The organism is Actinomadura sp. ATCC 39365, assembly GCF_054392275.1.
Map to the genome: position 1 here is coordinate 8,885,383 of NZ_CP184335.1, position 13,016 is coordinate 8,898,398.

The window sequence follows — 13,016 nt, forward strand, 5'->3', positions numbered from 1 at the left end:
GGCCGTCAGGCGGCTCCGGCCAGGTCACCGGCCAGGTCACCGGCCCGCTCGGTCGCGGTCAGGATCGCGGCCAGGGCCTGGCGGGTGGCCTGGAGCTCGGCCATCTGCTCGTCCAGGTCGGTGAGCCGGCCGCGGAGCCGGCCCAGGGTGCACGCGTCCAGCACCTCGCCGGAGCCGGAGGCGCACGGGAGCACGTCCTTGATCACTTTGGTCGGCAGGCCCGCGGCGAGCAGCGTGCGGATGCGCCGGACCACGACGGGTGCGTCCGTTCCGTAGCGCCGGTGACCGCCGTCGGCCCGGTACGAGGTCAGCAGCCCCTGCTCCTCGTAGTAGCGCAGCAGCCGGGGGCTGACCCCGGTCTCCGCGGAGAGCGCGCCGATCTTCATGTGATGCTCCTCACACCCGCTTGCATCTCACATCGATGTGAGCTTCTAGCGTGACGTCCATGAGAGAAATTCCTCGCGAAACTGTACAGACGTTCACCATTGGCGGAGACCTGGAGGTGCGCCGGATCGGCTACGGGTCGATGCGGCTGGCCGACGCCCCCGACCCCGCGCGCTCGGCGCTGGAGGCGCCCATCTGGGAGGCGCCGGTGGACCGGGCGGGCGCCGTGGCCGTGTTGCGCCGGGCGGCCGAGCTGGGCGTGAACCTCTTCGACACCGCCGACTCCTACGCGCTCGGCGCCAACGAGGAGCTGATCGCCGAGGCGCTGCACCCGTACGGGGACGGCGTGGCGGTGGCCACCAAGATCGGTGTGCTGCGGCCCTCGCCCGCCGAATGGGTGCCGCTCGGCCATCCGGCCTATCTGCGCCAGCAGGCCGAGCTGAGCCTGCGCCGGCTGCGGGTGGAGCGCATCGACCTGCTCCAGCTGCACCGCCTGGACCCGGCCTACCCGCTCGCCGACCAGATCGGCGCGCTCAAGCAGCTCAGGGACGAGGGCAAGGTCCGGCACATCGGCCTGTCGGAGGTGAGCACCGAGGAGCTGCGCCAGGCGGCGGAGATCACGCCGATCGCGGCCGTGCAGAACATGTACAACCTGGCCACCCGGCAGCACGAGGACGTCGTGGACCACGCCACCGCGCACGGCATCGCGTTCCTGCCCTTCTTCCCGATCGCGGCGGGCTCCCACGCCGGGCCCGGCACGCCGCTGGCGGCGGTGGCGGCCGAGATCGGCGTCACCCCGGCCCAGGCGTCGCTGGCCTGGCTGCTGCGCCGCTCCCCCACGGTGATCCCGATCCCGGGCACCTCCTCGATCGGCCACCTGGAGGAGAATGTGGCGTCGCTGTCGGTCGAGCTCTCCGACGAGCAGTACGACCGGCTGTCGGCGGCGGTCGCTTGAGGCCGCCGTCCGGAAGCGGGGGCGTGACGCGGCCCCTCACCCCGTGACGGGCCTCATCTTCGTGACGGCCTCATCTTCGTGACGGCCTCATCTCGTGACGGGCCTCATCCCGTGACGGGCCGCGCCTCCGCCAGGACGAGCCGGCCCGCCCGTTCCGACAGAGCCTGCCTGGCCGCCTGCGGCAGGCCGGTGTCGGAGACGACCACGTCGGCCTCGTCGAGCTGGGCGATCGTGCTGATGCCGACGGTCCCCCACTTGGTGTGGTCGGCCAGCACCACCAGCCTGGAGGCCGCCTCGACCAGCGCGCGGTCCGTCTCGGCCTCCATCATGTTCGGCGTGGTGAAGCCCGTCCTCGCGGTCATGCCGTGCACGCCCAGGAAGAGCAGGTCCACGTTGAGCCGGCGGATCGCGGCGACCGCGACCGGGCCCACGAGGGCGTCGGAAGGGGTGCGTACGCCGCCGGTGAGCACGACCGTCTGGTCGGGGCGGCCGGCGTGCTGGAAGACGTCGGCGACGCGGACGGAGTTCGTCACGACGGTCAGGCCGGGGACCTGGCCCAGGTGGTGGGCGAGCGTCCAGGTCGTGGTGCCGGCCGACAGGGCCACGGCCGTGCCGGGGCGTACGAGCGCGGCGGCGTGCCCGGCGATGGCCCGCTTCTCCTCCTCCTGCTGCACGGACTTGGCGGCGAAGCCGGGCTCGTTCGTGGCGCCGATGGTGGTCGCGCCGCCGTGCACCTTGGCCAGCAGGCCGCGCTCGGCCAGCAGCTCCAGGTCACGCCGGATCGTGATGTCGGAGACGCCGAACGCGCGCACCAGGTCCACGACCCTGACGCCGCCGTTCTGCCGGACGAGGTCCAGGATCGCCTGCTGACGCTGCGGGGCGAGCATCGCATCACCAGATCCCAACAGGTTCCGACACAATCCCTTTCGCATCATGACATGACACCGACCTGGTGAATGCGTCGAAAACGCCATGAAACAGTGCGTTGACAGCGGTCGGGCTTCGTCTTTCGATGAATGGGTGTGAGCGAACTCGGGGGAATCTGAAGGGTCCGGCAAGGAGGAACCACCATGGACCGACACATGCCGATCTCCCGTCGCCGTCTACTCCTCGGAACCGCCGCGTTCGGCGTGCCCGCCGTGCTCGTCGGGTGCGGGTCCGGCAGCCCCTCCACCGGGCCGGGCAGGTCGTCCGGCGGCGGGACGGGCACGGTCACGATCGGCTCGAACGCCTCCGACGAGGTGCCCAAGAAGGCCCTGGAGACCGTGCTGAAGGGCTTCACCCAGGGCGTCCCGAAGGTCAACACGGTCGACCACAACACGTTCCAGGAGAACATCAACCGCTATCTCAAGGGCACGCCCGACGACGTGTTCACCTGGTTCGCCGGTTACCGGATGCGCTTCTTCGCCGAGCAGGGCCTGGCGACCGACATCTCGGACGTGTGGCGGGAGATCGGCGGCGACTACACGCAGGCGTTCAAGGACCAGTCCACCGGCACCGACGGCAAGCAGTACTTCGTGCCGTTCACCTACTACCCGTGGGCCGTCTTCTACCGCAGGAGCCTGTGGCGGGCCAAGGGGTACGAGCCCCCGCGGACCCTGGACGAGTTCACCGCCCTGGCCAGGAGGATGAAGGCCGACGGGCTGGTCCCGATCGCGTTCGCCGACAAGGACGGCTGGCCGGCGATGGGCACGTTCGACATCCTGAACATGCGCACGAACGGCTACGACTTCCACATCTCGCTCATGGCCGGCAAGGAGTCCTGGACCGACCCCCGGGTCAGGCGGGTCTTCGACACCTGGCGGGGGCTGATGGAGTACCACCAGCCGGCCGCGCTCGGGCGTACCTGGCAGGAGGCCGGGCAGTCGCTCGCGCAGAAGAAGACCGGCATGATGTTGCTCGGCATGTTCGTCGCCCAGCAGTTCCCCGAGGCCGACCGCGACGACATCGACTTCTTCACCTTCCCCGAGATCGACCCCGCCCACGGCACCGACTCGATCGACGCCCCCATCGACGGCTACATGATCTCGGCCAAGGCCAGGAACGTGGACGGCGCCAAGGCCCTGCTCAAGCACCTGGCCAAGGGCTCGTCCCAGAACGAGGCGACCAAGCTGGACCCGGGCACGCTGGCGTCCAGCTCCAAGGCCGACACCAGCGGCTACAGCGCCCTGCAGAAGCGCGGCGCCGAACTGGTCTCCCAGGCCACCCACCTGGCGCAGTTCCTCGACCGCGACACCCGGCCGGACTTCGCCTCCACCGTGATGATCCCGTCCCTGCAGGCGTTCGTCGGCGCGCCGGACGAGATCGACTCCCTGCTGGCGAGCATCGAGAAGCAGAAGGCCAACATCTTCCGCTGATGACCGTCAAAACCCGTCGCTACTCCGCCCGGGACGTGACCGTGCTGGTCATCGGGCTGGGGATGGCCGTCATCGTCAACGTGGGCCTCATCTGGGGGCCCGCGCTGGCCTCCGTCGCGCTGTCCGGCACCGACTGGAACGGCATCGGGCCGATCGAGTGGGTGGGCGGGCGCAACTACCACGACCTGGCCACCGCGTACCCGCCGTTCTGGTCGGCGGTGCGCAACAACGTGTTGTGGCTGGGCTTCCTGGGGCTGGTCGCGACGCCGTTCGGGCTGTTCTGCGCGGTGCTGCTGGACCGGCGGCTGCGGTGGTCGCGGGTCTACCAGAGCGCGCTCTACCTGCCGGTCGTGTTGTCGCTGGCCGTGGTGGGCTTCATCGCGCAGCTCGTCTACTCCTCCGACTACGGCGTGCTGAACGCGGTCACCGGCCTGACCGTGGACTGGCTGGGCGACCGTTCGATCAACATCTGGGTCGTGATGGTCGCGGCCGGCTGGCGGCACGTCGGCTACGTCATGATCATCTATCTGGCCGGGCTCAAGGCGGTGGACCCGGCGCTGAAGGAGGCCGCCGCCATCGACGGGGCCACCGAGGCGCAGGCCTTCTTCCGCGTGGTGTTCCCGACGCTGCGGCCGGTCAACGTGATCGTGCTGGTCATCACCGTGATCGAGGCGCTGCGCGCGTTCGACGTCGTCTACGCCGTCAACAAGGGCAGGAACGGCCTGGAGCTGCTGTCGGTGCTGGTCACCGAGAACATCGTGGGCGAGGCCGGCCGCATCGGCTTCGGCTCGGCCATCGCCGTGATCCTGCTGGTGATCTCGCTGGGGTTCATCGTCACGTACCTGTCGCAGCTGTTCAAGGAGGAGCGATGACGCTCACCGCGCCCGCCGACGCTCCCCCGGCCCAGGACCGGCGGGCGCCCGCGCGCCGGCCCGTGCGGCCGCTGCGGATCCTGCTGCACGCCTTCCTCGCGCTGGTCGCGCTGGGCTGGATCCTGCCGCTGGCCCTGTCGGTCTACGCCTCGCTGCGGCCGTACGAGGAGACGGCCCGGCTGGGCTACCTGTCGGTGCCCGAGCACCTCACGCTCGGCTACTACGCCGAGGCGTGGAGCCAGGCCGAGCTGCCCCGCTACTACCTGAACACACTGATCATCGTCGTCCCCGGGGTGCTGGTCACGCTGGCGCTGGCCTCGTTCACGGCGTTCGCCGTCGCGCGGGTGCGCGTCCCCGGGCGCAAGGCGCTGCTGATCGTGTTCACCGCCGGGAACCTGATGCCGCCGCAGGTGCTCATCACCCCGCTGTACACCCTCTACACGCTGGTGCCGCTGCCCGCCTGGCTGTCGGACTCTCAGTCGCTCTACGACTCCTACCTCGGGCTGATCCTCATCCACATGGCGTTCCAGTTCGGCTTCTGCGTCTTCGTCATCGCGAACTTCATGCGGACGATCCCGGAGGAGATCACCGAGGCGGCGCTCGTGGACGGCGCGAGCGTGTGGAAGCGCTACTGGCGGCTCACGCTGCCGCTGTGCAGGCCGGTGCTGGCGGCGCTGGCCACCCTGGAGTTCACCTGGATGTACAACGACTTCCTGTGGGCGCTGGTGCTGATGTCCTCGGGCGACAAGCTGCCGGTGACCTCGGCGCTGAACAACCTGCGCGGCCAGTTCTTCACCGACTACAACCTGCTGGCGGCCGGGTCCCTGCTGGTGGCGCTGCCCACGCTGATCGTCTTCCAGCTCCTGCACAAGCAGTTCGTCGCCGGGCTCACGCTGGGCTCGACCAAGGGCTAGGCGGGCCGGAGCAGGGCGTGGAAGCGGGTGGCCACCTGCTCCCACGTCCACTCGCGGGTGATCCAGTCGCGGCCGCCGGCGCCCATCTTGCGCGCCCGCGCGGGGTCGGAGAGCAGGTCGACGAGGGCCTGGGCGACGTCCGCGACGTCCGCGCCGTCCACGACGAGGCCGGTCTCCCCGGGCCGTACGGCGTCCGGCGCGCCGCCGGAGTTGCCCGCGACCACCGGCAGGCCGGTCGCCGACGCCTCCAGGAAGACGATCCCGAGACCCTCGACGTCCACGCCGTTCCAGCGGGTGCGGCAGGGCATCGCGAAGACGTCGGCCGCCGCGTAGTAGCCGGGCAGGCTCGCGGCGGGGACCGTGCCGGTGAACCTGATCGACTCGTGCCCGCCCGCCAGGCGCTCCAGCCGCGACCGGTACGGGCCGCCGCCCACGAGCAGCAGCACCGCGTCCGGCACCGCGCGCAGCACCCGGGGCCAGGCCCGGATGAGCTGGTCCTGGCCCTTGCGCGGGACCAGCCGGGACACGCAGGCCACCACCGGCCGGCCGTCGAGGCCCAGCGCCGCCTTGGCGGCCCGGGGGTGGAACTGGTCGACGTCGACGCCGGGCGCCAGGCGTACGAGCTTGTGCGCGGGGATCGCCGCGGCCAGCCGCTCGCGCGTGTAGTCGCCCAGGTAGGTCACCACGTCGGCGTGCGCGCCGATCCTGCGCAGCACCGAGCGGAAGCCCGGCGCGCCCGCCCACGACGCCTCGTGGCCGTGGGTGAGCATCACCACCCGCCGCGCGCCCGCCGCGCGCAGGCGGGGCGCGAGCAGGCCGAGCGGCGCGGCCGCGCCGAAGACCACGGTCTCGGCGCGGTGCTCGGCCACCAGCCCGGCCGCCCTGCGCGCGACGGCCGGAGTGGGCAGCATCAGCCGCGTCGGGTGCCGCACGACCCGGTACGGCTGACGCCGGTCGAACTCCTCGCATCCCGGCCAGGCGGGGGCGTAGACGGTCACCCCCGGCGTGCGGAGCGCGAGTCCGTGCACGAACGACTGGATGCCGCCCGGCCTGGGCGGGAAGTCGTTCGTCACGAAGACCACGTCGGTCACGGTTCTGGGACGCCGTTCAGTCTCGCCCACGAGCGGGCCAGGGCGATGCGCTCGGGGCTGGAGGGATGGGAGGCATAGAGCACATATTCCACCGCATCCGGCGACAAGTCGGAAATGTTGGTTATGGCGAGGCGTTTCTGCATCGCGACGAACGTGGCCGGATCCCTGGTGAGGTCGAGGGCGTGCACGTCGGCCCGCGCCTCCACGTGCCGCGTGATCAGGTTCTGGGCCGGGTCGGAGACCAGCGAGGCCAGCGTCATCAGCCCCATGAGCACGCCGATCGCGCGCGGGTCGGCCACCGAGGCGATCCCCGTACGCCGCCGCAGCGGGCCCACCAGCAGGAACAGGCCGATCGTGCCGAAGGCGGCCAGCAGGCCGCCGAGCAGCGTGCCGTCGAGCACGTCGGCGTGCTTGGCGTGGCCCAGCTCGTGCGCGACCACCAGCTCGACCTCCGACTCCGGCGCCTTGAGCAACGTGTCGTAGACGACGATCCGGCGCGTGGCCCCGAAGCCCGACACGTACGCGTTGAGCGCCGTGGTACGCCGCGAGGCATCGGCGACCAGCACGTCCTCGACCGGGACGCCGTCCCGCTCGGCCATGGCCAGCAGCTCCGACCGCAGCGAGCCCTGCGGCATGGAGGTGAAGTCGTTGAACAGCGGCTCGAACACCACCGGGTAGACGTACGACACCCCCAGGGTGAGCGCGAACGCGCCCACGGCGGCCGGGATCCACCAGCGGCGCACCTTGCGCGCCAGCGCCACGAGGGCGAGCAGCATGACGGCCGTCAGCAGCACGCTGACGCCGGTGTTCTTGAGCCGGTCGGCGGTCCAGCCCGCCCAGTCCTGGGTGGACAGGCCGTAGTCGCGCAGGATCGTCTCGAACCACATGCCGAGCGGCCACCTCAGCACCTCGGTGATCGCGGTGAGCACCACCACGCCGAGGACCACCCGCACCCACCACGGGCCCCTGAGCACGCCCAGCACCTTGGCCGCGAACGGCGTCAGGACCAGCAGCCCGGCGAACAGGACCGTGAGACCGAGCGAGATGTAGCCGGGCAGGGTGGTGGCCGCGTCGAACGCCTGCGCCCTGGCGATCTGGGCGGCGCTGAAGTCGCGGGCGGGGTCGGGGGCGACGGCGGGCGCGCCCGCCGCCAGGACCCGCCAGGGGGTGGTGAACGCGGCCACGGCCAGGATCACGCCGCCGACCAGGGCGAGGGCGGCGCCGGCCGCGCGCCTGGAGCGGGACTCCGCGCGTTGCCGTTCCCGGGCGATCAGGTGCTCCGCCGTTCCCGTCAGCTTGCCGGGCCGGGGACGGGGCTCGGCGTCGTCGGCGTTCTCGGCGGCGGGGGCGTCCTCGGTGTCCTCGGCGAGGGGGGTGGCGGGGTCGCCGTTGCGCTTGCCGCGGCCCTTGCCCTTGCCTCCGCCCTTGCCTCCGCCTTTGCCGCCCTTGCCCTTGCCGCGGCCTTTGCCGCCCTTGCCCGGGTCGTCCGTGTGCTCGTCGGGGTTCTCGGGGCCCTTCCCGGAGCCGTCCGAGCCCTCGGCGGCGGGGGCGCCGGCGCGGGTCGCGTGGGGGCGGTCGTCGGGGGTGGGGGGCTGGGGGTGACGGGGGTCCTCGGTGTCGGGGTCGGCGTCCGCGTCGGGGCGGGCGTCCGGGTCGTCCGGGTCGTCCGGGTCGTCGGGGTGTCCCGGGGATTCCGGGGGCTCGTTCGTGCCGGACGGCTCCGGCGGTCCACCGTCGCCGGGCCGGTCACCGCCGTCGTCCCTGACGGCCACACCGCCGCCGTGCGCCGCCGCGACCGCCGTGCCGGGCTCGTCGGCCCCTCCGGCGACCGCTCCGGCGGGCTCGTCCCCTTCCCGGGGCGGGTCGTTCCGCTCGCTCATCTGCCTCCCCTTCACGCGAGCTGCTCTCGTACGTACTCGCGCCACCGTGCCGCCAGCGTCTCGGCGGTGAGCCCCACGGAGGCGAGCGCCTGATCGACGCCGGCCACGCGGGCATCACGGTAGAGCCGTACCAGGGTCCCGTCACCGAACCGGTCTGCGAGGAAGCGACACGCCATCCAGGCCTCCTGGTACGCCCGCGCGAGCCGTCCTGGATCGGCGGCCGTGGGGGCGAAAGCCGCAGGTCCGGGCAACTCGCTCGGCAGCCGGCCGGCCCGTACGTCGGCGGCGAGTTCGGCGGCGGCCGTCCCGACGGGGAGCCCGGCGTCGCGGTAGGCCACGTAGTCGGCGAACCCCTCGTAGAGCCAGACGGGCAGCCGGTCGGTGCCCGCGGCGACGTGGGTGAGCTCATGGGTGAGGACGACGTCGCGTCCCGTGGGGGTGAGCCGCGCGAAGGAGCCCGGCACGATGATCACCCTGGCGCCGTCGGCCACCGCGGCCAACCCGTCCAGCGGGCCCGTGCCCGCCAGCCCGGCCGCCTCGGCGTCGGAGTCCGGCACGACGACCAGCGCGCGTACCGGCCGGCCGAGCACCGCGGACACCCGCCGTCCGGCGAGGTCCGCCCGGCGGGCGAGGTCGGCGAGCACGCCGGGGTCGGCGCGGTGCCCCACGACCACGGACCGCGCGCCGCGGGCCACCTGACCGCCGTCGCCCCACAACCCGCGCGCCCCGGCGGGCAGGACGGCGGCGGGCGGCGCGTCGGCGACCACGAGAACCGCCGTCGACAGCAGCAGCACCGAAAGGAGCAGACGCGGACCACGGAGGGACGGACGCACCTGCGAGGACACGGCCCGATGCTAGTCGGCCCAGGACGCTCCCGGCCCTTTCACGAGGCCGGCCCCTTCGCCAGACCGGTCCCTTCAGGAGGCCGGTCCCTTCACGAGGCCGGGCATGCGACAGGCCCCGGCCCGGACCGGGGATGGTCCGGGCGGGGCCCGTTGTCACGCGCCGGGACGCACCGCGCCGACGAACGACGACTTCCGCCATCCGCCCAGTTTGTCGATGCGCACCCGTTCGCCGGTCCGCGGCGAATGGACCATCTTGCCGTGGCCGACATACATGCCGACGTGGCCCAGCCCGTTGAAGAACATCAGGTCGCCCGGCTTGAGATTGCGCCAGGAGACCTTGCGCTCGATGCGGGCGAACTGGCTGTTCGTCACGCGCGGGAGTCGCACTCCGGCCTTCTTCCAGGCGTACTGGACGAGTCCGGAGCAGTCGAACGCACCAGGGCCCGTGGCCCCGTACCGGTACGGGTCGCCGACCTGATGCTTGGCGACGGCGACGGCCCTGCGGGCCTTCGACGCCTGCCGCGCGGCCTTCGCCGACTTGGCGGACCTGGCGGTCTTCGCCGACTTGGCCGACTTCGCAGTGGCCGCCTTGGCGGTGCTGGACACCGCGGTGAGCCTGGCGGCCGATTCGCTCACCGTCTGCGCCTCGGCCGGCACGGCATGGAGAGCCGCACCTCCGGCCGTCACGGTCATCGTGAGTGCGACGCCCCTCAGGGCAAGACGGGACAGACGGGGGTTATGCAGGGAGGTAGACAGGATTTCTCCTTGTGTCTTCCACGAACGCCTACCGGGTTAGCTGACGGATTCGGGCCTGGAAGTCGCCCTACGGCGCGATGACGCGCCGATTCACCCCTGATCCCGGGGGATTACGGGATCTTTGGGTCCCCGGCTCCGTGCCTCCTGGCTGCACGGACTCGGCAGGTCGCCGCCCGATGGTTGTCTCTGCATAGGGATATCGGCGGCGACCGATGGATTTTCATCTGGTCCGCATCGGGGGTTCCGATGTCGATCCGCGGTGCGCATGGCTTGCTGACCGCGACGCCAGAAACTACGCGGAGGGGTCAAGATTTGGCAAAGGGAGACACCGGCTGTAAAGATCAGATAAAGGTGGGAGTAAAGGGGGAAATCCCTGCTGGAGCAGCGGGTTCCGTTACCACTTTGTGACCCTTCTCACACTTCGCGGCACACCCGATTGTCAGGACTCTTTCGCCCCGTTTGTCCCTTTCACCCCAGGGGCCGCGGACAGCCCGAAGCCGCCCGCGATTCCGGTCGCCGGGCGGTCAGGGGGCGGGTCAGGGGCGGATGGCTCCGACCAGGGGGCGGCGGTAGTCGGCGAGGCGGACGACCTTCACGACGTCGCCCGTCTGCGGCGCGTGGACGATCTTGCCTCCGCCCGCGTAGATGCTGACGTGCCCGAGCCCCTCGCTGAAGATGAGGTCCCCCGGCTGGAGGTCCTTGATGTCCACCTTCCGGCCGGCGCCCCAGGCCCACTGCTGCCACGTCGTACGCGGCAGCGTGACACCGGCCGCGCGCCAGGCGGCCTGGGTCAGCCCTGAGCAGTCGTAGCCGCGCGGGCCCGTGCCCCCGTAGATGTACGGCTTGCCGACCTGGGCGAAGGCGAACTGCAGGACGGCGGCCGCGCTGCCCGAGGCGGGGCCGGTGTACTTGATGCCGGTGCTGTTGGGGTTGCCCGGGTTGTAGGCCCCCAGCTTGTCCAGGAGCTTCTTCTGCTGGCCGACCAGCTTCAGCACCTCGGCCCGCTCCCGCTGGACGGCGTCCCGCTCCTTGTCGGCGTCGGCCAGCGCGGTCTCGGCGTTGTCGCGCTCGGCCTTGAGGCCCTTGTTCTCGCGGTCGAAGGCGGCCAGCTTCTCCAGCCGCTCGCGCGAGAGCTGCCCGGCCATGGCCAGCCCGGCCAGCAGGTTCTCGGGGTTGTCGACCCCGACCATGCCGGGCAGGGAGGTGACGTCCCCGCCCATCTTGTACGAGTCCACCGCCGCCCTGATGATCTCGGCCCGCAGGTCGGCGACCGTCTGCAGCTTGCGCTTGTAGCGGTCGTTCAGCGTGGTGTAGGCGTCCTTGGCCTTCTTGTAGTTCTCGGTCGCCGTGTTGTACCGGTCGACGACCTTGTCGGCCTTGTCGTTGAGCTTCTCGAGCTTGGCCTTGGCCTGTTTGAGAGTGGGCTTGGGATCAGCGAGCGCCGCACCCATCGGGACCGTCATCAGTCCGATCGCGAGACCCGCGGCCACCGTCACCCGGCCAAACCTCACAGCGTCGCCTCCCAGGGATTACACCTGGGGCGAAATAGTACAGAAGTGGCGGGTGGGGTCTCGCCAATAGTGCTAATTCGTAACTTATGCGCGGCCCAGCCGGCGCAGCAGCAGACCGGACGGAACCGGTCTGGCGCCCATGCGGCGGACGGACTCGGCCACCTCGCGGTCGGAGGAGACGACGGCGATGGCCCGGCCGGGCGGCTCGGCCCGGACGAGCTGGCGGATGAGGTCGTCGGCGATCTCCCCCGGCGCGCTGAACAGCACCCGCACCCCGCGCGGCGCCACCACCTGCACCGGCGCGTTGAGCTCGGCGCCGTCGAAGACCACCGTCACCTCGACCCGGGTCTGGGCGACCAGCCCGCCGAGGCCGGTCATCAGCCGGTTGCGCTGGTCGGCGAGGGTGAGCGTGCCGTAGCCGGTCTTCGTGACGTTGTAGCCGTCGATGATCAGATGGACCTGCGGCAGCGCCAGGAGCTGGTCGAGCAGCTGCGGGTCGTCGTCGGCCAGGGCCCGCGCGGGCACGCCGCGCACCCCCGGACGCTCGCCGGTGCTGGCCGCGACAGAGTCGGCGGGCCTGCTGATCGTGGTGGGCAGCGCCAGCTCCCTGCGCAGCCCGGCCGAGGCGTCCTGGAGGGCGTCGAGCAGCACCCTGACGCGGGCGTCCTCGATGCTGCGGCCCTCGCGGGCGGCCCGGCGGGAGGCTTCGAGCTGCTTCTCCACGTCGGCCGGGCGCTCGCGCAGACGGCGCAGCTCGGCCTCGCCCGCGTTGCCGGCGGTGGAGGCGGCGTGCCGGGCGTCGTCGGCGGCCTGCTCCATCTCCTCGGCCCTGCGGGTGGCGGCCTTGGCCCGCTCGCGGGCGTCGTGGAGCTTGCGCCGCAGGTCGGAGTTCTCGGCGCGGGCCGCCTTGATCTGCTCGCGCAGCCGGTCGGCCTCCTCCTTGGCGGCGGTCTTCTGGGCGGCGAGCTGCTCGCGCAGCCGCGTCACCGCCTCCTCGCGCTCGGACCCCTCGGCCGCCACGGCGGACTGCTCAAGGTCGGCGCGGGCGGTTTCGATCATCTCCGCCCAGCCGGGCGGCCTGGTGAGATAGGCTGCGGCAGCCACCAGCACGGGGTCGGCGGCGGGCGGCACACTGCCCTCGGCCAGCGCGGCGACCAGCTCGGGCCATCCGGCGGCGACTGATTCTGCGACCAGCTCGCGGAACTTCTTGTCGTTCTCCAGTTGCGCGGCGATCGGCGCGCTGCCCAGCTTGGCGCGCTTGCGCGGGTCGAACTTGGCGATGCCGCGCAGCGGCGGCGGCACGGAGACGGCGGGCATCGTGCCGAGAACCTGCGCGGCCAGGTCGACGACATTGAGGCGCACCTGCTCGGGAAGCGGGCGAGACAGGCCTTCACCCGCTGAACTCATCCCACTTGTCCCTTCGTGACATGCCCTTTCAGACAAGGGTACGG

Annotated in this window: 12 protein-coding genes and 1 riboswitch; of the genes, 4 read left to right on the top strand and 8 right to left on the bottom strand. The window is 71.7% G+C overall.

Going from position 1 to position 13,016, the window contains the following annotated elements:
* Positions 1-5: 5 nt before the first annotated feature.
* Positions 6-386: a MerR family transcriptional regulator gene (locus ACNF49_RS42910; protein WP_357967770.1), complete on the bottom strand. Its 381-nt coding sequence runs from the start codon at positions 384-386 to the stop codon at positions 6-8.
* 59 nt (positions 387-445) lie between these two features.
* Between ACNF49_RS42910 and ACNF49_RS42915 the strand changes: the two genes are divergently transcribed.
* Positions 446-1,339 (top strand): aldo/keto reductase, encoded by an 894-nt coding sequence (locus ACNF49_RS42915; protein ID WP_482941315.1) that lies wholly within the window; start codon positions 446-448, stop codon positions 1,337-1,339.
* Positions 1,340-1,443: 104 nt separating this feature from the next.
* On the opposite strand, the gene ACNF49_RS42920 is transcribed toward ACNF49_RS42915, so the two are convergent.
* The gene (locus ACNF49_RS42920; protein WP_357967765.1) at positions 1,444-2,226 is read right to left on the bottom strand and encodes a DeoR/GlpR family DNA-binding transcription regulator; all 783 of its coding nucleotides are present in this window, start codon (positions 2,224-2,226) and stop codon (positions 1,444-1,446) included.
* A 183-nt stretch (positions 2,227-2,409) separates the two neighbouring features.
* On the opposite strand from ACNF49_RS42920, the gene ACNF49_RS42925 reads away from it, so the two are divergent.
* From ACNF49_RS42925 to ACNF49_RS42935, 3 genes are read left to right on the top strand one after another with little or no spacing between them, the layout of a single operon-like run.
* Entirely contained in the window at positions 2,410-3,696 is a 1,287-nt protein-coding gene (locus ACNF49_RS42925; protein ID WP_482941316.1) for an ABC transporter substrate-binding protein, read from the top strand.
* The gene (locus ACNF49_RS42930; RefSeq protein WP_352322927.1) at positions 3,696-4,568 is read left to right on the top strand and encodes a carbohydrate ABC transporter permease; all 873 of its coding nucleotides are present in this window, start codon (positions 3,696-3,698) and stop codon (positions 4,566-4,568) included. Before ACNF49_RS42925 ends, ACNF49_RS42930 begins: the two co-directional genes overlap by 1 nt.
* Positions 4,565-5,482, top strand: coding sequence for a carbohydrate ABC transporter permease (locus ACNF49_RS42935; RefSeq protein ID WP_482941317.1), 918 nt, complete (start codon positions 4,565-4,567; stop codon positions 5,480-5,482). Before ACNF49_RS42930 ends, ACNF49_RS42935 begins: the two co-directional genes overlap by 4 nt.
* Here ACNF49_RS42935 and ACNF49_RS42940 read toward each other — a convergent pair.
* The 6 genes from ACNF49_RS42940 to ACNF49_RS42965 all read right to left on the bottom strand — a co-directional run bounded on the left by ACNF49_RS42940 (position 5,479) and on the right by ACNF49_RS42965 (position 12,972).
* The gene (locus ACNF49_RS42940) at positions 5,479-6,573 is read right to left on the bottom strand and encodes a glycosyltransferase family 4 protein (RefSeq protein ID WP_482941318.1); all 1,095 of its coding nucleotides are present in this window, start codon (positions 6,571-6,573) and stop codon (positions 5,479-5,481) included. The genes ACNF49_RS42935 and ACNF49_RS42940 overlap by 4 nt on opposite strands.
* Entirely contained in the window at positions 6,570-8,453 is a 1,884-nt protein-coding gene (locus tag ACNF49_RS42945; protein ID WP_482941319.1) for a M48 family metallopeptidase, read from the bottom strand. Before ACNF49_RS42945 ends, ACNF49_RS42940 begins: the two co-directional genes overlap by 4 nt.
* An 11-nt stretch (positions 8,454-8,464) precedes the next feature.
* Positions 8,465-9,247, bottom strand: coding sequence for a gluzincin family metallopeptidase (locus ACNF49_RS42950; protein ID WP_482941320.1), 783 nt, complete (start codon positions 9,245-9,247; stop codon positions 8,465-8,467).
* Between the two features lie 204 nt (positions 9,248-9,451).
* Complete coding sequence (locus ACNF49_RS42955; RefSeq protein ID WP_482941321.1) at positions 9,452-9,934, bottom strand: C40 family peptidase; 483 nt, start codon at positions 9,932-9,934, stop codon at positions 9,452-9,454.
* A gap of 130 nt (positions 9,935-10,064) precedes the next feature.
* Positions 10,065-10,228, bottom strand: a riboswitch (cyclic di-AMP (ydaO/yuaA leader).
* A gap of 362 nt (positions 10,229-10,590) precedes the next feature.
* Positions 10,591-11,517 carry a C40 family peptidase gene (locus tag ACNF49_RS42960; protein ID WP_357967746.1) on the bottom strand — a complete coding sequence of 309 codons (927 nt, stop codon included), beginning with the start codon at positions 11,515-11,517 and terminating at the stop codon, positions 10,591-10,593.
* Between the two features lie 132 nt (positions 11,518-11,649).
* Positions 11,650-12,972: an NYN domain-containing protein gene (locus tag ACNF49_RS42965; protein ID WP_482941322.1), complete on the bottom strand. Its 1,323-nt coding sequence runs from the start codon at positions 12,970-12,972 to the stop codon at positions 11,650-11,652.
* Between the last annotated feature and the right edge of the window lie 44 nt (positions 12,973-13,016).